The sequence below is a fragment of the Streptomyces sp. NPDC005202 genome, from assembly GCF_040608235.1.
Lineage (GTDB): Bacteria > Actinomycetota > Actinomycetes > Streptomycetales > Streptomycetaceae > Streptomyces.
In genome coordinates this window covers 214,837-231,796 of the sequence record NZ_JBEXHW010000004.1, presented here as the reverse complement: position 1 = coordinate 231,796, position 16,960 = coordinate 214,837, and the positions used below count along the sequence as shown (strand labels likewise).

At 71.3% G+C, this 16,960-nt stretch carries 19 protein-coding genes; 7 read left to right on the top strand and 12 right to left on the bottom strand.

Annotated elements, in window-relative coordinates; genetic code table 11:
• Positions 1–42: 42 nt before the first annotated feature.
• Positions 43–696, bottom strand: coding sequence for a tRNA (adenosine(37)-N6)-threonylcarbamoyltransferase complex dimerization subunit type 1 TsaB (gene tsaB, locus ABZV31_RS10160; protein ID WP_355890684.1), 654 nt, complete (start codon positions 694–696; stop codon positions 43–45).
• Positions 697–830: 134 nt separating this feature from the next.
• Here tsaB and ABZV31_RS10155 point away from each other — a divergent pair, with 134 nt between their 5' ends.
• Positions 831–1,364 (top strand): hypothetical protein, encoded by a 534-nt coding sequence (locus ABZV31_RS10155; RefSeq protein ID WP_355890681.1) that lies wholly within the window; start codon positions 831–833, stop codon positions 1,362–1,364.
• A 188-nt stretch (positions 1,365–1,552) separates the two neighbouring features.
• On the opposite strand, the gene tsaE is transcribed toward ABZV31_RS10155, so the two are convergent.
• The 6 genes from tsaE to ABZV31_RS10125 all read right to left on the bottom strand — a co-directional run bounded on the left by tsaE (position 1,553) and on the right by ABZV31_RS10125 (position 7,755).
• Positions 1,553–2,077, bottom strand: coding sequence for a tRNA (adenosine(37)-N6)-threonylcarbamoyltransferase complex ATPase subunit type 1 TsaE (gene tsaE / locus ABZV31_RS10150; RefSeq protein ID WP_355890678.1), 525 nt, complete (start codon positions 2,075–2,077; stop codon positions 1,553–1,555).
• A gap of 88 nt (positions 2,078–2,165) precedes the next feature.
• Entirely contained in the window at positions 2,166–3,407 is a 1,242-nt protein-coding gene (locus ABZV31_RS10145) for an alpha/beta hydrolase (protein WP_355890675.1), read from the bottom strand.
• 146 nt (positions 3,408–3,553) lie between these two features.
• Positions 3,554–4,735: an alanine racemase gene (gene alr / locus ABZV31_RS10140; protein ID WP_355890672.1), complete on the bottom strand. Its 1,182-nt coding sequence runs from the start codon at positions 4,733–4,735 to the stop codon at positions 3,554–3,556.
• Between the two features lie 59 nt (positions 4,736–4,794).
• Complete coding sequence (locus ABZV31_RS10135; protein ID WP_355890669.1) at positions 4,795–5,652, bottom strand: L,D-transpeptidase; 858 nt, start codon at positions 5,650–5,652, stop codon at positions 4,795–4,797.
• 65 nt (positions 5,653–5,717) lie between these two features.
• Positions 5,718–7,220 (bottom strand): NAD(P)H-hydrate dehydratase, encoded by a 1,503-nt coding sequence (locus tag ABZV31_RS10130; RefSeq protein WP_355890666.1) that lies wholly within the window; start codon positions 7,218–7,220, stop codon positions 5,718–5,720.
• A gap of 163 nt (positions 7,221–7,383) precedes the next feature.
• A complete protein-coding gene (locus ABZV31_RS10125; RefSeq protein WP_355890665.1) occupies positions 7,384–7,755 on the bottom strand; it encodes a holo-ACP synthase in 372 nt (123 codons plus the stop codon).
• A gap of 212 nt (positions 7,756–7,967) precedes the next feature.
• On the opposite strand from ABZV31_RS10125, the gene ABZV31_RS10120 reads away from it, so the two are divergent.
• Entirely contained in the window at positions 7,968–8,174 is a 207-nt protein-coding gene (locus ABZV31_RS10120) for a hypothetical protein (RefSeq protein WP_355890662.1), read from the top strand.
• Between the two features lie 156 nt (positions 8,175–8,330).
• On the opposite strand, the gene ABZV31_RS10115 is transcribed toward ABZV31_RS10120, so the two are convergent.
• Complete coding sequence (locus ABZV31_RS10115) at positions 8,331–8,738, bottom strand: ATP-binding protein (RefSeq protein WP_355890660.1); 408 nt, start codon at positions 8,736–8,738, stop codon at positions 8,331–8,333.
• A 236-nt stretch (positions 8,739–8,974) separates the two neighbouring features.
• Here ABZV31_RS10115 and ABZV31_RS10110 point away from each other — a divergent pair, with 236 nt between their 5' ends.
• The 4 genes from ABZV31_RS10110 to ABZV31_RS10095 all read left to right on the top strand — a co-directional run bounded on the left by ABZV31_RS10110 (position 8,975) and on the right by ABZV31_RS10095 (position 10,720).
• Complete coding sequence (locus ABZV31_RS10110; RefSeq protein ID WP_355890657.1) at positions 8,975–9,826, top strand: helix-turn-helix transcriptional regulator; 852 nt, start codon at positions 8,975–8,977, stop codon at positions 9,824–9,826.
• Between the two features lie 9 nt (positions 9,827–9,835).
• Positions 9,836–10,054: a DUF397 domain-containing protein gene (locus ABZV31_RS10105; protein WP_355890655.1), complete on the top strand. Its 219-nt coding sequence runs from the start codon at positions 9,836–9,838 to the stop codon at positions 10,052–10,054.
• A gap of 153 nt (positions 10,055–10,207) precedes the next feature.
• Positions 10,208–10,366: a hypothetical protein gene (locus ABZV31_RS10100; protein WP_355890653.1), complete on the top strand. Its 159-nt coding sequence runs from the start codon at positions 10,208–10,210 to the stop codon at positions 10,364–10,366.
• A gap of 138 nt (positions 10,367–10,504) precedes the next feature.
• Positions 10,505–10,720 carry a DUF397 domain-containing protein gene (locus ABZV31_RS10095; protein ID WP_355890651.1) on the top strand — a complete coding sequence of 72 codons (216 nt, stop codon included), beginning with the start codon at positions 10,505–10,507 and terminating at the stop codon, positions 10,718–10,720.
• Here the strand turns inward: ABZV31_RS10095 and glmS are convergent.
• Positions 10,681–12,528 carry a glutamine--fructose-6-phosphate transaminase (isomerizing) gene (gene glmS, locus ABZV31_RS10090; protein WP_355890648.1) on the bottom strand — a complete coding sequence of 616 codons (1,848 nt, stop codon included), beginning with the start codon at positions 12,526–12,528 and terminating at the stop codon, positions 10,681–10,683. The genes ABZV31_RS10095 and glmS overlap by 40 nt on opposite strands.
• Before the next feature lie 101 nt (positions 12,529–12,629).
• Positions 12,630–13,424: a hypothetical protein gene (locus tag ABZV31_RS10085; protein ID WP_355890645.1), complete on the bottom strand. Its 795-nt coding sequence runs from the start codon at positions 13,422–13,424 to the stop codon at positions 12,630–12,632.
• A 237-nt stretch (positions 13,425–13,661) separates the two neighbouring features.
• On the opposite strand from ABZV31_RS10085, the gene coaA reads away from it, so the two are divergent.
• On the top strand, positions 13,662–14,630 hold the full coding sequence (gene coaA / locus ABZV31_RS10080) for a type I pantothenate kinase (protein WP_355890642.1): 969 nt from the start codon (positions 13,662–13,664) through the stop codon (positions 14,628–14,630).
• Positions 14,631–14,778: 148 nt separating this feature from the next.
• On the opposite strand, the gene glmM is transcribed toward coaA, so the two are convergent.
• Both glmM and rpsI read right to left on the bottom strand, forming a co-directional pair.
• Positions 14,779–16,137, bottom strand: coding sequence for a phosphoglucosamine mutase (gene glmM, locus ABZV31_RS10075; protein ID WP_355890639.1), 1,359 nt, complete (start codon positions 16,135–16,137; stop codon positions 14,779–14,781).
• Between the two features lie 303 nt (positions 16,138–16,440).
• Complete coding sequence (rpsI, locus tag ABZV31_RS10070) at positions 16,441–16,953, bottom strand: 30S ribosomal protein S9 (protein WP_355890636.1); 513 nt, start codon at positions 16,951–16,953, stop codon at positions 16,441–16,443.
• Between the last annotated feature and the right edge of the window lie 7 nt (positions 16,954–16,960).

Sequence of the window (16,960 nt, the reverse complement as noted above, 5' to 3'; positions counted from 1 at the left end):
TCGCGGGACCGCCGGTCGCGGATCCGGTCGTCGTCTGTCCTGTCACTTGGGGGTGACCACCTTGTAGTTCTTGGGCACCTGGGCGTCGGGCCGCCGCAGGTACAGCGGCCGGGGCGCGGGCAGCTCCTCGCCCGCCGCCAGCTTCTCGGCGGCCAGGCAGGCGAGGGAAGAGGCCGACACGTGCTCGGGCTCGTGTGCCTGCGGGAAGGTGTCGGGGTAGAGCAGGGCGCCCGCGCCGACCGCGGGCAGGCCCCTGACCTGCTCGGCGATGTCGGCGGGCCGGTCGACGGCCGGGTCGGTGACGCGGGTGCGGGAGTCGGCGTACCGCGCCCAGTAGACCTCCTTGCGGCGGGCGTCGGTCGCCACGACGAAGGGGCCGGGGACGTCGGCCGCGTAGGCGAGGCCGTCGAGGGTGCACACGCCGTGCACGGGGACGCCGAGGGCGAGCCCGAAGGTGTCGGCGGTCATCAGCCCGACGCGCAGTCCGGTGTACGGGCCGGGGCCGATGCCGACGACGATGCCCGTGACGGCGTCCAGCTTCAGCCCGGCCTCGGCGAGCACCCGGTCGACGGCCGGCAGCAGCAGCTCTCCGTGCCGGCGGGCGTCCACCTGGCTCGACGAGGCGATGACGGCCGTGCCGTCGTGCAGGGCGACGGTGACGGCAGGGGTGGCGGTATCCAGAGCGAGCAAGAGCACGCAAACAGCCTACGGCTCCTGCGGCCCCGGCACGGCCGCCCCGGTGGTGCGCTCCTCGGCTGCTACCGTCACCACGAAGCAGCTCGTACGACGTGATGCAGAGGTGGACGGTGGCAAGGAGCAGCTCGGGATTCGTGGCCGGGCTCACCGCGGCAGCCGTCGCCGCGGTCGGCTTCCTCGCCTACCGGGCGCAGGCGAGCGTCCCCGAGAGCCTGGGCGGCAGGCCCGGCCCGCGCGCGACGCCCGCCGCGAGCGCCACCAAGGCGCCCCGGGACAAGAAGAACCCCGCCGCCCTGCCCCAGGGCTCCGGCACAGGTGAACGGGTCGTGTACTCGGTGGACGACGACCGGGTGTGGCTGGTCGGCGCGGGCAGCAGGGTGGAGAACACCTTCAAGGTCACCCCGGGCAGCGTCGACCCCCTCCCGGGCACCTACGCGGTCACGTCCCGCTCGAACGCGGTCACCGGCACCGACGGCACCCCCATCGAGCACGTCGTGCGCTTCACCAGCGTGAGCGGGGTCGTCATCGGCTTCAGCGCGGCGGTGGACGGCTCCACGCCGACCCCCGCCCCGACCGTGAAGACCGGCGGCATCCGCGAGTCGCGGGCGGACGGAGAGGCGATGTGGATGTTCGCGACGATCGGGCAGAAGGTCGTCGTCATCCGCTAGGGCGAGGCCACCCCGCGGTCATCCGATGGGAGCTACGCGGCCTCGCGGTGCTCGTCCACCGGCCGGGCGGCCTCCGGCTCCTCCTCGCGCGGCGGCCGGGAGATCACGTCCGCGGCGGCACGGGAGGCCGGCAGGTCGCGCACGGACACACCGGGCGACCACGTACGGCGGCGGCTGCGGCTTGCTCCTCAGGCGGTCAGCACCCCGAGGTCCACGGCCTCCCACCGCTCGCCGAGCCCGGTCACCCTCACGTGCCGGACCTCGTCGGTGGTGTCGCCGACGGCCCGGTGGATCAGGATCTGCAGCCGCTCCTCGGCCAGCTCCTCGACCTTGCCCTCGCCCCACTCCACGACGATCACGGAGTCCGGCAGCGAGACGTCGAGGTCGAGGTCCTCCATCTCGTCGAGCCCGCCGGACAGGCGGTAGGCGTCGACGTGCACCAGCGGCGGACCGTCGCCGAGGGACGGGTGCACACGGGCGATCACGAAGGTCGGGGAGGTGACGGCGCCGCGCACGCCGAGGCCTTCGCCGAGCCCGCGCGTCAGCGTCGTCTTGCCCGCGCCGAGTTCCCCGGTGAGCATCACGAGGTCGCCGGCGCGCAGCAGCTTGGCCAGGCGGCGGCCCAACTCCCGCATCTGCTCAGGGGAGTTGACGGTGATCTCAACGGCAACCCCATCAGGCGCCGCGGCGTGCGATGCTGCGATGTCTTCCATCGTCACTCACTTGCTGTATTACGCTTGTCACGCCCCGCAAGGGGTCGGTCCGGGCTGGACCGCAGCCAAAGGCTGGAAGCCACCTCCGTCAGGAGGAGGCGGAGTCACAGCCACCCACGGTAGCCGTGGTTGGCACCGCCCCTACGCGGGCGAGCAGATCAGCGAGGCGGTCGGTGACGACTGCCGGGTGCTCCAGCATGACGAGATGACCGGCGTCCGGCACCAACACCAACTCTGCGTCCGGCAAAACGTCGGCGATCGCCTCGCTGTGCTCACTGGGCGTGACCAGATCCTTGACCCCGGCCAGGACGAGCACCGGCATGTCCTTGAAGAGGGCGAGCGCCTCGGTCTTGTCGTGGTCGGTGAAGGCCGGGTAGAACTCGGCGACCACGTCGATCGGCGTGCTCTCGATCATCCGCTCCGCGAACCGGGCGATCGCCGGGTCGACGTCCCGGGACCCGAACGAGTACCGCTTGATGATCCCGGCGAACAGGTCGGCGGTGGCCCGCCGCCCCTTCTCCACCAGCTCGGCCCGCTGCCCGAGCGCCCTCAGCACTCCGGGGAGCACCCGGCGGACCGCGTTGACGCCGGCCACCGGCAGCCCGAAGTTGACCTCACCGAGCCGCCCCGACGACGTACCGACGAAGGCGGTGGCGACGACGCGCTCGCGGATCAGCTCGGGGTAGTGGGCGGCCAGGGCCATGACCGTCATGCCCCCCATGGAGTGTCCGACCAGCACGAGCGGCCCCTCGGGCGCGGCGGCGTCGATGACGGCCTTCAGGTCGCGGCCCAGCTGGTCGATGGTGATGGGCACGTCGTTCTGCACCTGGGACACGCCGCGCTCGGACCGGCCGTGGCTGCGCTGGTCCCAGTGCACGGTCCGTACGACGCCGCGCAGTGCCGCGCGCTGGAAGTGCCAGGAGTCCTGGCTGAGGCAGTAGCCGTGGCTGAAGACGACGGTGACGGGGGCGGGGGCCTTGCGCCCGAAGAGCCGGCGGCGGCGCGGGCTGAGGTTGGCGGTGGTGTCGGGGTCGAGGTCGTCGACCTCGTAGTACAGCTCGGTGCCGTCGTCGGCGTGCGCCTTGCCGGGGGTGCCGCGCAGCGCCCCGTAGGGGCCGGCCGAGTCCAGGGCGAGCCGGGCCTTCCTGCGCATGCCGCGGCCGACGGTCATCCGCTCGATGGCGACACCGGCGGCCGCCCCCGCGGCGACCACGCCTATCGCGGCGCCCGCGATGCCGGTCGCCCGGCGCCAGCTGCCGGGTGCCCCCGTGGCGGAGGCGACGGCCGCCGTGGCGGCGTTCGCGACGGCCTCCGCACTGCTCTCGCTCACGTACGCTCCTCTTCGCCGTACTGCTGTTCGGTGATGGGGTGATGCCGGTCCGGCTGGTTCCGGTGGTGCCGGTGCTGCCGTGCTGTTGCGCTGTTGCGCTGTTGCGCTGTTGTTGGTGCTGCGGTGGTGCCGGGCCGCTGTGCGGGTTATCCGTCCTGCCCGTTCCGCTCCTCGTTCACATAGACGCGAGGAACGCGCGTTCCGATCCGCGTGACGACCTCGTATGCGATGGTGCCCGCGGCCTGCGCCCAGTCCTCGGCGGTGGGCTCGCCGCGGTCGCCGGGGCCGAAGAGCACCGCCTCGGAACCGACCTCGGGCTCGTCTCCCCCCAGATCGACCACGAACTGGTCCATGGCGACCCGCCCCGCGACCGTCCGCCACTTGCCGCCGACCAGGACCGGGCCGGCGCCGGAGGCGTGGCGGGGAATGCCGTCCGCGTAGCCGACGGGCACGAGGCCGAGGGTCGTCTCGCCCGGGGTGATGTAGTGGTGCCCGTAACTGACGCCGTGACCACCGGAAACGTGCTTCACCAGGGCCAACGAGGCGGCCAGGGTCATCACGGGGCGCAGTCCGAAGTCGGCCGGGGTCCCGATCTCGGGGCTGGGCGAGATGCCGTAGAGGGCGATCCCGGTCCGTACGAGGTCGAAGTGGGCCTCGGGGAGGGTGAGCGTGGCGGGCGAGTTGGCGATGTGCCGCACCTCGGGCCGGACGCCCTGCTGCTCGGCGTACGCCACCATCTCCCGGAAGCGGGTGAGCTGGGCGGCGATGGAGGGGTGCCCCGGCTCGTCGGCGCAGGCGAAGTGGGACCACAGCCCGGTGATGCGGACGAGCCCCTCGGCCTCGGCGCGCAGGGCCTCGGCGACGAGGCCGTGCCAGTCGGCGGGCTGGCAGCCGTTGCGCCCGAGCCCTGTGTCGGCCTTCAGCTGCACGCGCGCGGGACGGCCCGCGCTCCGGGCGGCCTCGCGGACCTCCTCCAGGGCCCACAGCCCGCTCAGCGACACGTCCAGGTCGGCTTCGATCGCCTCCCGCCACGGGCCGCCCGGGGTCCACAGCCAGCACATGATCCTGACCGGCGACCCCAGCCCGGCCGCGCGCAGGGCGAAGGCCTCCTCGGGCGTGGCGGTGCCCAGCCAGGTCGCCCCCGCGGCGACGGCGGCGCGGGCGCAGGGGACCGCGCCGTGGCCGTACGCGTCGGACTTGACCACGGCCATGAGGGCCGCGGCGGGCGCCTGGGCGCGCAGGGCCCGCACGTTGGCCCGCAGGGCGGCCAGATCGATCTCGGCGCGGGCGCGCAGCGGTGCCGTCCGCGGGTGTGCTGTCTCAGTCATCGCGCCCCCAGTGTCTCAGAGGGGTCGGACAGCCCCTCGGCACCGGGGCCCGCAGCGGTCTAGGTACCCGGCCGGCGCCCCCAGACGTACACGTGGTCGTCCGTCTTCAGCACGCCCCACAGCTTGCGGGCGTCGCCGACCTGCAGATTGACGCAGCCCGAGGAGCCGACGGTGGTGAAGATGCTGCCGTGGACGGCGTGGAAGGCCTCTCCGCCGTCGAAGAACTGCGCGTACGGCATCGGGGTGTTGTAGAGCGTCGACCAGTGGTTCTTGTGCCGCCAGTAGATCTTGTGCCACCCGCGCCGGGTCGGGTGCCCCGCCCGTCCGCTGCGCATGGGCACCGGCCCGAACAGTACCTCGCTCCCCTTCTGCACCCAGGTCAGCTGCCGGTCGAGATCGACGCAGGCGACCCGGTACGACCGAACAGGACACTTCCCGGCCGCGTTGGGGTTCTTCTTCGCGGACCGCAGCATCATCCGTGCCCAAGTGACGGGACCGGCGAAGCCGGTGGCGGGCGTGATGTGCTCCTTCACCTGGAAGGCCAAGATGGCCTTGCAGTCGGCCGCCGACTGCTTCCCGTCCACCTTCAGCTTCAGCCACCGCTCGACCTGCCGCTGGTACGGCCCGGTGGCCTCCCGCGGTTCGACCGCGTCCTCCTTCGCCGACGGCGTGTACACCTTCGGCGCCAGCACCTGGTCGGGCGTGTCGACCTGCCAGGGCTGATACGCGCCGGGGGCCACGCCGGGCACGAGTCCGACCTCGGGGCCGGGCGCGGGTGCGGGCGCGGACGGCGCGGGGCCGGCCCAGGCGGTCCTGCCGGGCAGCGCGGGGAGGGCGGCGGCCGCGGCGAGCAGGACGGCGGTGCTGTGGCGGGCAATATGGTGGCGGAGAGGCGGGCCCACAGTTCTGCTGATCATGCGATCAGACAAACGCGGTGGTGAGGTGTGCCGGGTGCGCCGCGCGGGAGGAGTCACCCGTACGCTCAGTCCCGCACGTCCCGCACGTCCCGCACGTCCCGCACGTCCCGCACGTCCCGCACGTCCCGCACGTCCCGCACGTCCCGCACGTCCCGCCAGGCCTCCGGGATGGTCTCGGCCAGGTCGTGGGCGCCCACCGGCGCGCCGTCCGCCGCGAAACGGCCGGCCAGGCCGTGCAGGTAGGCGGCCACGCTGCCCGCGTCCCGGGCGGACAGGCCCGCTGCCAGCAGGGATCCGGCAAGGCCGGACAGCACGTCGCCGCTTCCGGCCGTGGCGAGCCAGGGCGTGCCGGTCGCGTTGACCCGTACGGGGCCGCCGGCCGGGTCGGCGACCAGGGTGGTCGAGCCCTTGAGGAGGACGGTCGCGCCGTAGCGGGCGGCGAGTTCGCGGGCGGAGGACAGGCGGGCGGCCTCGACCTCCTCGCGGGCCACGCCGAGCAGAGCGGCGGCCTCTCCGGCGTGCGGGGTCATCAGGGTCGGTGCGGTGCGGGCGCGTACGGCGTCGCGGTCGGCGAGGCGCAGGCCGTCCGCGTCGATCAGCACCGGGACGTCCGCCTCCAGCACCTCGGCGACGGTGGCGGCGTCGTCCCCGGCTCCGGGGCCCACGACCCACGCCTGCACGCGGCCCGCCTTGTGCGGTCCCCGGTCGGAGATGAGGGTCTCGGGGAAGCGGGCGATCACGGCCTGCCCGGCGGGGCCGACGTACCGTACGGCCCCCGCCCCGCCGCGCAGCGCGCCCGACACCGCGAGCACGGCAGCGCCCGGGTAGCGCGCGGAGCCGGCCGCGATACCGACGACGCCCCGCCGGTACTTGTCGCTCTCGGCGCCGGGCAGCGGCAGCAGCTCGGCCACATCGGCGTGCTGCAGCGCCTCCAGTTCGGCTTCGGCGGGCAGGTCGAGGCCGATGTCGACGAGGCGGACGGTGCCGGCGTACTCGCGGCCGGGGTCGATGAGCAGCCCCGGCTTGTGGGTGCCGAAGGTGACGGTGAGGTCGGCGCGGACGGCGGCGCCGCGCACCTCGCCGGTGTCCGCCTCGACGCCGCTCGGCAGGTCGACGGCGACGACGGCGGCCCGGGACTGCGCCGCCCGCTCGGCCAGCGGCGCGGCGTCCGGGCGCAGGCCGCCCTTGCCGCCGATGCCGACGATGCCGTCGACGACCAGGTCGGCCCGGTCGATCGGGTCCTCGGCGGTGCCGGGACGGGCGACGGTGCCGCCCGCGCGGCGCAGGGCCGCGAGGCCGCCGGGGTGCGCGCGGTCGGGGGCGAGCAGCACCGCGGTGACACCGGCGCCGCGGCGGGCCAGGCGGGCGCCGGCGTAGAGCGCGTCCCCGCCGTTGTCGCCGCTGCCGACGAGGAGCACGACGCGGCGGCCGTAGACCCGCCCGAGCAAGTCCGCACAGGCGGCGGCGAGTCCGGCGGCGGCACGTTGCATGAGCGCCCCGTCGGGGAGCCTCGCCATGAGCTCACGCTCGGCTGTCCTGACCGTCTCTACGCTGTACGCGGTACGCATGCGGTCGAGTCTGCCCCGAAGTGCGGCGGGACTGCATCTGGACTCCCGCGAACGGTGCGGGGTTTCGCGCGGGGATCCGCGCTGGAATTCGCGCGGGGATCCGCGCTGGAATTCGCGCGGGGGTCCGCGCTGGAATTCGCGCTGGAATTCGCGGGGTTTTGCGCTACCCCTCCGCGACCACCACCGCCGAGGCCACCCCCGCGTCATGGCTCAGCGACACGTGCCAGGAGCGGACGCCGAGTTCGGCTGCCCGCGCCGCCACCGTCCCCTTCACCCTCAGGCGCGGCCGGCCGGAGTCCTCGACGTACACCTCCGCGTCCGTCCAGTGCAGGCCGCCCGGGGCGCCCAGGGCCTTGGCGACCGCCTCCTTCGCGGCGAAGCGGGCAGCGAGCGAGGCGATGCCCCGGCGCTCCCCGCTGGGCAGCACCAACTCGCTTTCCAGGAACAGCCGTTGAGCCAGCCCGGGCGTGCGCTCCAACGACGCCGCGAACCGGTCGATCTCGGCCACGTCGATACCAACCCCGATGATGCTCATGCCGAGCACCCTACGTGCGGTCGTCCCGCCGGCCCTTGCGGCACGGACCGCGATCGGGCCGGAGACCGTGTCCGGCGTCGGCGTCGGCGTCGGCGTCGGCGTCGAGACGGGCCCCCGAGCGGGACGAGGGGGCCCTCGTTACGCTCCCTCGCCCAGGAGGAACTGCCACCCTGCCTTCTCGGCGAGTTCGCTGCCCGAACAGCGCGCCGGGCGTGCAGGCCCCCGGTCGGCCCTCGCCGCGCAAGAAGGGCGGCCCCGTCGCCTGCCCCGGCCCGGAGCCCGCCGGCACCGTGCTGCGGGTGCGCATCGACAAGCGCGTCGAGGGAGCCCGCGGCAGCATCACGGCACCCTCCGATCCGGCCGTCGATCCCAACCAGGACAACAACACCGCACCGGTGACCGTGGAGTACCTTCCGTAGGCAACTCGCTGTCTGGAGGGTGGGCCTCCCGACCGGCGTCGTCTTCACCGCGGCGCGCGCCGCCGCGGACGGCGTCGAGATCGACCTCGTCGATCACCAGGTGACCCTCGGCTCCTCGCGCTACGGCGGGTGAGGAACCCGTCATAAGCGCCCCGGCTATGCGGCGGTGAGCTCGCACCACACGACCTTGCCCCGGTTGCCGTTTCTTGCCAGGGGTTGCCAGCCCCACAGGTCGGCGCATGCCTTGACCAGGGCCAGGCCACGGCCCTCCTCGCTGTCGACGACCTGCCCCAACGGCACCGGTGGTTCCGGCGGTTCCGGGTCGGCGTCCCACGCACCGATCCGCAGCACACCCGCCGCCCAGCGCACGCGCAGGGCGGCCGGCCCCTTGGTATGGCGTACGGCATTGGAGATCAGCTCCGCCGCCAGCAGCTCGGCGACGTCGACCAGGCCGATCAGACCGTGAATGGTCAGAATCAGACGGAGGGTGCGGCGACTGATGGTGACGGCACGCAGGTCGTTCGGGATGTAGAGGCAGTACTCCCAGGGGGCGTTCTCGGGCATGGTCAACTCCTGCCGGAAAGAGGGAAGTTGAAGGTCGGCGGCGGTGGCGGGCGGTGGCATTGCCGCAGCCGTCGTGGCAGGACGGAGCGGTGCGCTTCCGGGATCCCGGGGCTCCGCAGCGTGTGCGTCGCGTCACTGACGGTAAGACCTAAAATTAGGTCAATGCAAGTCGTTGCCGTAATCTTGCCCTCGAACGAGTCCCGGGCTCCCGGCAGTTGGGGGGCGAGGAGGAAGCCATGCCGCGTCGCCAGCAGCCCACGGCACGCCAGAGCCGCCTGGGCCTTGAACTGCGGAAACTACGCGAAGCCGCGGGCCTCAAGGCGCGCGAAGCCGCCGAACGACTCGGGGCCGACTCCGTCCAGATGAGTCAGATCGAGTCCGGGATCTCGGGAGTGAGCGAGGGGCGGGTGCGACGTCTTGCCGCTCACTACTCCTGCACAGACGACGAGTTGGTCGCATCCCTGGTCGCCATGGCCACCGATCGAACGAGCGGCTGGTGGGAGGAATACCGGGGATCACTGCCTACCCCGTTTCTCGACCTCGCCGAACTGGAGCACCACGCGACGTTCCTGCAAGAGGTGGCTCTGTTGTACGTCCCCGGTCTGCTCCAGACGGAGGATTACGCTCGGGCCGTCTTCTCCTACCGGGTACCCGAACTCTTTGAGGAGGAACTCGAGTTGCGCGTCCGCCACCGGATGCATCGAAAGGTGATTTTCGAGCGGACGGCTCCCCCTCCGTACGAAGCGGTGATCCATGAGGCGGCACTGCGCATCCGAGTCAGCGACCGTGCCGCCTCACGAGCTCAGCTCGCACGCCTCCTGGAGTTCTCCGAAGCGGATCACATCACCGTACGGGTGATCCCGTTGGACCTGGATGGCTTCGCCGGTGCCACCAGCGCCATGGTCTACGCAGGAGGCGCCGTCCCCAAGCTGGACACCGTCGTACGCGACACGCCCCACGGCACGGCCTTCATCGACTCCGAAGCCCAACTAGTGGCATCTCGAACACTCTTCCGTAGAGTGAAGGCCATGTCGCTCGATCCCGAACGGTCGCGCGACTTCATTCACAGGCTGGCCAAAGAACTGTGAGGTGCCCCAATGACGACCCCCGACCAGTGGCGGAAGTCATCCTATTCAGGCCCCGGCGACGGCAACGCCTGCGTAGAGATCGCAGCCCACCCCGCACGTGTACGCATACGCGACTCCAAGGCCCCGACCAGGGCCACCCTCTCCTTCCCGACCGAAGCCTTCACCACGTTCGTCGAAGCCCTGAAGACCTACTCCACCGTCACCGACTTCGCCAGGTTCCGCGGCTGATCCACCTCGCTGCCGCGAGCCGCCGCCAGTTCAGGCGAAGCCCGGGCAGGGCCAAGGCCGACATCGACGGCGGCCGCCGCACGACCCGGCAGGGGATTGTCGCGTTTGCGCGTTCCGCGAAGCGTCTGTGTTCAGCCATTCTTCACGCGAGGCGTGATCTTCCACTTACGCAGCCAAGGTGATCCCAGCTCGTACGCCGGACCGGTTTACGTCTCCAGCTTCGCCTGCGCACCCGTGACCGCAAAGATGGGGCAGAGCTCGACCAGCCTGTACATCGACTACAAGTCCGACTACGTGTTCCCCTGCGACTGAGGACCCGGCCGGCACCGCCCGCATGATCGCTACCTGCTGCCCTGACCGCCCGCAGCGGCCATTAGAAGCTGAGTCACTCGACCCCGAACGGTCCCGTGACTTCATCCACCGGCTGGCGAAAGAGCTGTGAGGCACCCCATGACCAATTGGCGGAAGTCGTCCTACTCAGGTCCAGACGACGGCAACGACTGCGTGGAGATCGCGAACTCGAACACCCACGTAGCCATACGCGACTCCAAGGCCCCGGCCAGGGCCACGCTCTCCTTCCCGGCCGGAGCCTTCACCACGTTCGTCGAAGCCCTGAAGGGTGAGACCTATTCCACCGTCACCGACTTGGCGAGGTTCCGCGGCTGATCCACCTCGTTGCCGCGTGCCGTCGCCAGTTCGCAGGCGAAGACCTGTAGCGGCACCGTGGCGACCATCGGCTGGAGCAGCGTCGGGGTGACCGGGATGCGGACGAGGTGGTCGGCGTACGGGACGACTGCCTCGTCGCCCTCCTCCGCGATCACGATCGTGCGCGCGCCCCTCGCCCGGATCTCCTGGATGTTGGACACGATCTTGTCGTGCAGGATGGACCGCCCCCGCGGCGAGGGGACGACCACGACCACCGGGAGGTCCTCCTCGATCAGCGCGATCGGCCCGTGCTTCAGCTCGCCCGCCGCGAAGCCCTCGGCGTGCATGTACGCCAACTCCTTGAGCTTCAGGGCGCCTTCCAGGGCGACCGGATAGCCGACGTGCCGGCCCAGGAACAGCACCGTGTTCTTGTCGGCGAGCGACCGCGCCAGTGCCCGTACCGGCTCCATCGTCTCCAGGACCTGCTCCACCGAACCGGCGATCTGCGACAGGTCCCGGATGACGTCCTGGATCTCGTCGCCCCACTTGGTGCCCCGCACCTGGCCCAGGTACAGCGCCACCAGGTAACACGCCACCAGCTGGGTCAGGAACGCCTTCGTCGAGGCGACCGCGACCTCCGGGCCGGCGTGCGTGTACAGCACCGCGTCCGACTCGCGCGGGATGGTCGAGCCGTTGGTGTTGCAGATGGCCAGCACCTTGGCGCCCTGCTCGCGGGCGTGCCGCAGGGCCATCAGCGTGTCCATGGTCTCGCCGGACTGGGAGATGGCGATCACCAGCGTCTGCTGGTCGAGGATCGGGTCCCGGTAGCGGAACTCGCTTGCCAGCTCCACCTCGCACGGGATGCGGGTCCAGTGCTCGATGGCGTACTTGGCGATCAACCCCGCGTGAAAGGCCGTACCGCAGGCGACGATGACGACCTTGTCCATCTCGCGGAGTTCGGAGGCGGAGATGCGGACCTCGTCGAGCGTCAGGGAGCCGTTCGCGTCGATGCGGCCCAGCAGTGTGTCGGCGACCGCCTTGGGCTGCTCGGCGATCTCCTTGAGCATGAAGTAGTCGTAGCCGCCCTTTTCCGCGGCCGACGCGTCCCAGTCGACGTGGTAGGAGCGGACCTCCGCGGGGCGGCCGTCGAAGCCCGTCACCGTCACGCCGTCGCGGCGCAGCTCCACCACCTGGTCCTGGCCCAGCTCGATCGCCGACCGCGTGTGGGCGATGAACGCGGCGACGTCCGAGGCGAGGAAGGCCTCGCCCTCGCCGACGCCCACCACCAGCGGCGAGTTCCGCCGCGCGCCCACGACCACGTCCGGCTCGTCGGCGTGCACCGCGACCAGCGTGAACGCGCCGTCCAGGCGTCGGCACACCAGCCGCATCGCCTCCGCCAGGTCCGCGCAGGAGGAGAACTCCTCGGCGAGCAGGTGCGCGACGACCTCGGTGTCCGTCTCGGAGGCCAGCTCGTGGCCGCGCTCCTCCAGCTCGGCCCGCAGCACGGCGAAGTTCTCGATGATGCCGTTGTGGACGACGGCGACCCGCCCGGCGTTGTCCAGGTGCGGGTGCGCGTTCGCATCGGTGGGTCCGCCGTGGGTGGCCCACCGGGTGTGCCCGATGCCCGTCGAACCGGTCGGCAGCGGCCGCTCGAGCAGTTCCTTCTCCAGGTTGACCAGCTTCCCCGCCTTCTTCGCGGCCGCCAGCCCGCCATCCGCGAGCACGGCGACGCCCGCCGAGTCGTACCCCCGGTACTCCAGCCGCTTCAGCCCGGCCATCACGACTTCGAGGGCCGACTGCGACCCCACGTATCCCACGATTCCGCACATGGGCCGCAGCCTACGGGCCGAGCCCCGCCCGATCACCGCACTCCGTGCCCGAATTCGGAAATTTCCACCGGGCACGGAGGGCCGCCCCGGTGGAAACCGCATCAGCCGAGCTTGGCGAGCTGCGCCTGGACGATCTCCGTGGGGAAGTCGAAGTCCTTGCCGGTGGCGGCGGAGGCGAGGTTGACGGCGGGGAAGTAGGCAAGGGTGGCGCCCTTGCGGACGACGACGGCCTTCACCGGCGCCTTGATGCCCTCCTCGGCGTCCACCGTCAGCGTCAGGGCGAGTGCCTCGTCCGCCCCGTCGGGCGCCTGGGTCGTGACCACCTTCAGGTCCTTGGTCTTCGTACCGCCCACGGTGAAGGAGCAACCGCCGGCGCACTTCTGTGCGGCCGCCTTCAGGTCCTTCATCGCCTGCTCGGCGCCGCCGTCCTCGTAGGAGGCGAGCGTCTCGACGACCTTCGCCCGGTCGAGGGCGGCCATCATGGTGTCCTCGGCACTGGCACCCGCCGCGGGCTTCTTCGCGTCGCCCACCCACGACCGCTTCACCGTGGCCGCGGGCTTGCCGACGTAGCTGCCGGTCTGGACGTATGCGAGCGGCGCGCAGGCCTCGCCGTCCGCCTTCACCTTGTCCTGCGCGATGTCGTCCTGCGCCGGCACCTTGGTGGTGACCTTGCCGCTCTTGACGTCCGCCTGCGCGAGCGCGGCCTTCTCCAGTTCGGCGGCGGTCAGCGCCTTGGCGGCCGCCGGCGCGGCGGAGGCGGTCTTGTCGGCCTGGGCGGTCTTGTCGTCGCCGCCCTTGTCCCCGCCGTCGGAGGAGCCGCCGCAGGCGGTGGCGAGCAGGGCGAGGGCGGCGGCGGAAGCGGCGAGAGCGGTACGGCGAAGGACGCTGGGTCGCACGGAGGAAACTCTTTCTGTTGGACCTGCGGCGGTCGACCGCGGGAATTTGCCTGCCCTTCACGCACAGCAGACGCACAGTTGATCACACAGCTACTACCCGGTATCCGACCGTGACACCGACGTGATCTTGTTCGTCCCCATCGGTTCGGGCCCCCGCGCCCGGGGGCGTGACGGACCCCACCCGCCGTCCCGTTCAAACTCCGTTAACAATGGACTGTGATCTCTCCGGTCTCCCCGATGCCCCGGAGCGCCCACCGGTCCCGGCCGGAGGCGACTCCCTACGTCGACCTCACCCGCGCCGAGTGGAGCGCGCTGCGCGACAAGACGCCGCTGCCGCTGACCGCCGAGGAGGTCGAGCGGCTGCGCGGCCTCGGCGACGTCATCGACCTCGAAGAGGTGCGGGACATCTACCTCCCGCTGTCCCGGCTGCTCAACCTCTACGTCGGCGCCACGGACGGCCTCCGCAGCGCCCTGAACACCTTCCTCGGCGAGCAGGGCTCCCAGTCCGGCACCCCCTTCGTGATAGGAGTCGCGGGCTCCGTCGCCGTGGGCAAGTCGACGGTCGCCCGTCTCCTCAAGGCCCTCCTGGCCCGTTGGCCGGAGCATCCGCGCGTGGAGCTGGTCACCACGGACGGCTTCCTGCTCCCGATGAAGGAGCTCAAGGCCCGCGGCCTGACGTCACGGAAGGGCTTCCCCGAGTCGTACGACCGCCGCGCCCTGACCCGCTTCGTCGCCGACATCAAGGCCGGCAAGGCCGAGGTCACGGCCCCCGTCTACTCCCACCTGATCTACGACATCGTCCCCGGCGAGAAGCTCACCGTCCGCCGCCCCGACATCCTGATCGTCGAGGGCCTGAACGTCCTCCAGCCCGCCCTGCCCGGCAAGGACGGCCGCACCCGGGTCGGCCTCGCCGACTACTTCGACTTCAGCGTGTACGTCGACGCGCGCACGGAGGACATCGAGCACTGGTACCTCAACCGGTTCCGCAAGCTGCGCGAGACGGCCTTCCAGGACCCGTCCTCCTACTTCCGCAAGTACACCCAGGTGTCCGAGGAGGAGGCCCTCGACTACGCCCGCACGATGTGGCGGACGATCAACAAGCCCAACCTCGTCGAGAACATCGCCCCCACCCGCGGCCGTGCCACCCTGATCCTGCGCAAGGGCCCGGACCACAAGGTGCAGCGGCTGAGCCTGCGCAAGCTCTGACCTCTACGCTGCGGCCATGCTGCATCTGCGCCTGATCACTCCGTCCGACAAGACCGACGACGTGGTGCGTCTGATCGAGAAGCACGCTCACACTGTTCGCCCAGAAGTGGTTCTGGGCGAGACAGCGCGAGCGCACCCCGAAACTCGGCTAACCGAGCGCCGACTTCACCGCATCGGCCAGCCGCCCGGCCACCGACCGGGCCTGGTCGATGTCCGCGGCCTCGACCATCACCCGCACCAGCGGCTCGGTGCCGGAAGGCCGCAGCAGCACCCGCCCGGTGGAGCCGAGCTCATGCTCCGCCTCGGCGACCGCGGCAGCGAGGTCCGCGGAGGTCTTGACCCGTGACTTGTCGACGTCCGGGACGTTGATCAGCACCTGCGGCAGGCGCTCCATGACGGAGGCGAGGTCCCGCAGCGTACGGCCGGTCTCCGCGACCCGGGCGGCAAGCAGCAGGCCGGTCAGCGTGCCGTCGCCGGTGGTGGCGTGGTCGAGGATGATGACGTGGCCGGACTGCTCGCCGCCAAGGGCGAAGCCGTGCTCCTTCATCTCCTCCAGGACGTAGCGGTCGCCGACCGCGGTCTGCACGAGACGGATGCCCTCGCGCTCCATGGCCAGTTTGAAGCCCAGGTTCGACATCACGGTCGCGACAACGGTGTCGGAGCGCAGTGCGGAACGCTCCCGCATCGCCAGCGCGAGCACGGACAGGATCTGGTCGCCGTCGACCTCCTCGCCGGTGTGGTCCACGGCCAGGCAGCGGTCGGCGTCGCCGTCGTGCGCGATGCCCAGGTCGGCGCCGTGCTCGACGACGGCCGCCCTCAGCTTGTCCAGGTGGGTGGAGCCGCAGCCGTCGTTGATGTTGAGCCCGTCCGGGTCGGCACCGATGGTGACGACCTCGGCCCCGGCCCGCGTGAAGGCCTCCGGTGAGACCCGGGACGCCGCGCCGTGCGCCTCGTCAAGGACGATCTTCAGCCCGTCGAGCCGGTTCGGCAGGACGTCGACGAGATGGCCGACATACTGGTCGAAGCCCTCGTCGTACGTCCTCACACGGCCGACGCCCGCTCCGGTCGGGCGGTTCCAGGGAGCGCCGGTGCGGTGCTCCTCGTAGACGGCCTCGATCTTGTCCTCCAGCTCGTCGGCGAGTTTGTGGCCACCGCGGGCGAAGAACTTGATGCCGTTGTCGGGCATGGCGTTGTGGCTGGCGGACAGCATCACGCCGAGGTCGGCGCCGAGCGCGCCGGTGAGGTACGCCACCGCGGGCGTCGGGAGCACGCCGACGCGCAGCACGTCCACGCCCGCGCTCGCCAGGCCCGCGACCACGGCGGCCTCCAGGAACTCCCCGGACGCGCGCGGGTCCCGTCCGACCACCGCCGTCGGCCTGTGGCCCTCGAAGGTGCCCGCCTCGGCCAGTACGTGCGCCGCGGCGACGGAGAGGCCGAGCGCCATTTCGGCCGTCAGGTCCGCGTTGGCGACGCCGCGCACGCCGTCCGTGCCGAAGAGTCGTCCCACTTGTCCTCCTGAGGAAGCGTCAGTTCGGAAGCCCGTCCGAAGCGTTGGTCGTCCGAAGCGTTCACTGTCTTGGATGCTGTTGATGCGTTCGATGTTCTGGACGCGTCCGATGTTCTCGACGCGTCCGATGTTCTCGATGCGCTTGCGGCTCCCGCATCCCAGGCATTCGACGCCTGAACATCGGATCACACAAGCCTTTGAGCGCCTTGTGCCGTTATACGCCCAAGTCCTGTGATAAACGAACGCCCCGGCGGCACAATGGCGTGCCGCCGGGGCGTTCGGGGTACGAGCAGGCAGCGAGGATCAGCGCTTGCTGTACTGCGGAGCCTTGCGGGCCTTCTTCAGACCGGCCTTCTTGCGCTCGACCGCACGGTCGTCGCGGCGGAGGAAGCCGGCCTTCTTCAGCGGGCCGCGGTTGTTGTCGACGTCGGCCTCGTTCAGGGCGCGGGCGACACCGAGACGGAGCGCACCGGCCTGACCGGAGACACCGCCACCGGAGATGCGGGCGATGACGTCGTAACGGCCCTCGAGCTCGAGCACCTTGAAGGGCTCGTTGACTTCCTGCTGGTGCACCTTGTTCGGGAAGTAGTCCTCGAGGGTGCGACCGTTGATCTTCCACTTGCCGGAGCCCGGAACGATCCGGACGCGGGCAATGGCGTTCTTGCGGCGGCCCAGGCCGGCGGCGGGCTGGGGCTCGCCGAAGCGGGACGCGAGCGACTCCGAGGTGTACTCGCCCTCGACGGGAACCTCGGACTCGGTGGTGTAGCTGTCGATGTCAAGCTCTTCGAGCGGCTGCTCGGCAGTGGTCTCGGCCACGATTCTC

Bases quoted from the DNA above. Each gene is read 5' to 3' on its own strand.
- ABZV31_RS10125 (WP_355890665.1), bottom strand. From the start codon at position 7,755: ATGAGCATCATCGGGGTTGGTATCGACGTGGCCGAGATCGACCGGTTC.
- ABZV31_RS10135 (WP_355890669.1), bottom strand. From the start codon at position 5,652: ATGATCAGCAGAACTGTGGGCCCGCCTCTCCGCCACCATATTGCCCGC.
- ABZV31_RS10115 (WP_355890660.1), bottom strand. From the start codon at position 8,738: ATGCCCGAGAACGCCCCCTGGGAGTACTGCCTCTACATCCCGAACGAC.
- ABZV31_RS10095 (WP_355890651.1), top strand. From the start codon at position 10,505: ATGACCAATTGGCGGAAGTCGTCCTACTCAGGTCCAGACGACGGCAAC.
- ABZV31_RS10105 (WP_355890655.1), top strand. From the start codon at position 9,836: ATGACGACCCCCGACCAGTGGCGGAAGTCATCCTATTCAGGCCCCGGC.
- tsaE (WP_355890678.1), bottom strand. From the start codon at position 2,077: ATGGAAGACATCGCAGCATCGCACGCCGCGGCGCCTGATGGGGTTGCC.
- coaA (WP_355890642.1), top strand. From the start codon at position 13,662: ATGCCCCGGAGCGCCCACCGGTCCCGGCCGGAGGCGACTCCCTACGTC.
- alr (WP_355890672.1), bottom strand. From the start codon at position 4,735: ATGACTGAGACAGCACACCCGCGGACGGCACCGCTGCGCGCCCGCGCC.
- ABZV31_RS10110 (WP_355890657.1), top strand. From the start codon at position 8,975: ATGCCGCGTCGCCAGCAGCCCACGGCACGCCAGAGCCGCCTGGGCCTT.
- glmS (WP_355890648.1), bottom strand. From the start codon at position 12,528: ATGTGCGGAATCGTGGGATACGTGGGGTCGCAGTCGGCCCTCGAAGTC.
- ABZV31_RS10130 (WP_355890666.1), bottom strand. From the start codon at position 7,220: ATGCGTACCGCGTACAGCGTAGAGACGGTCAGGACAGCCGAGCGTGAG.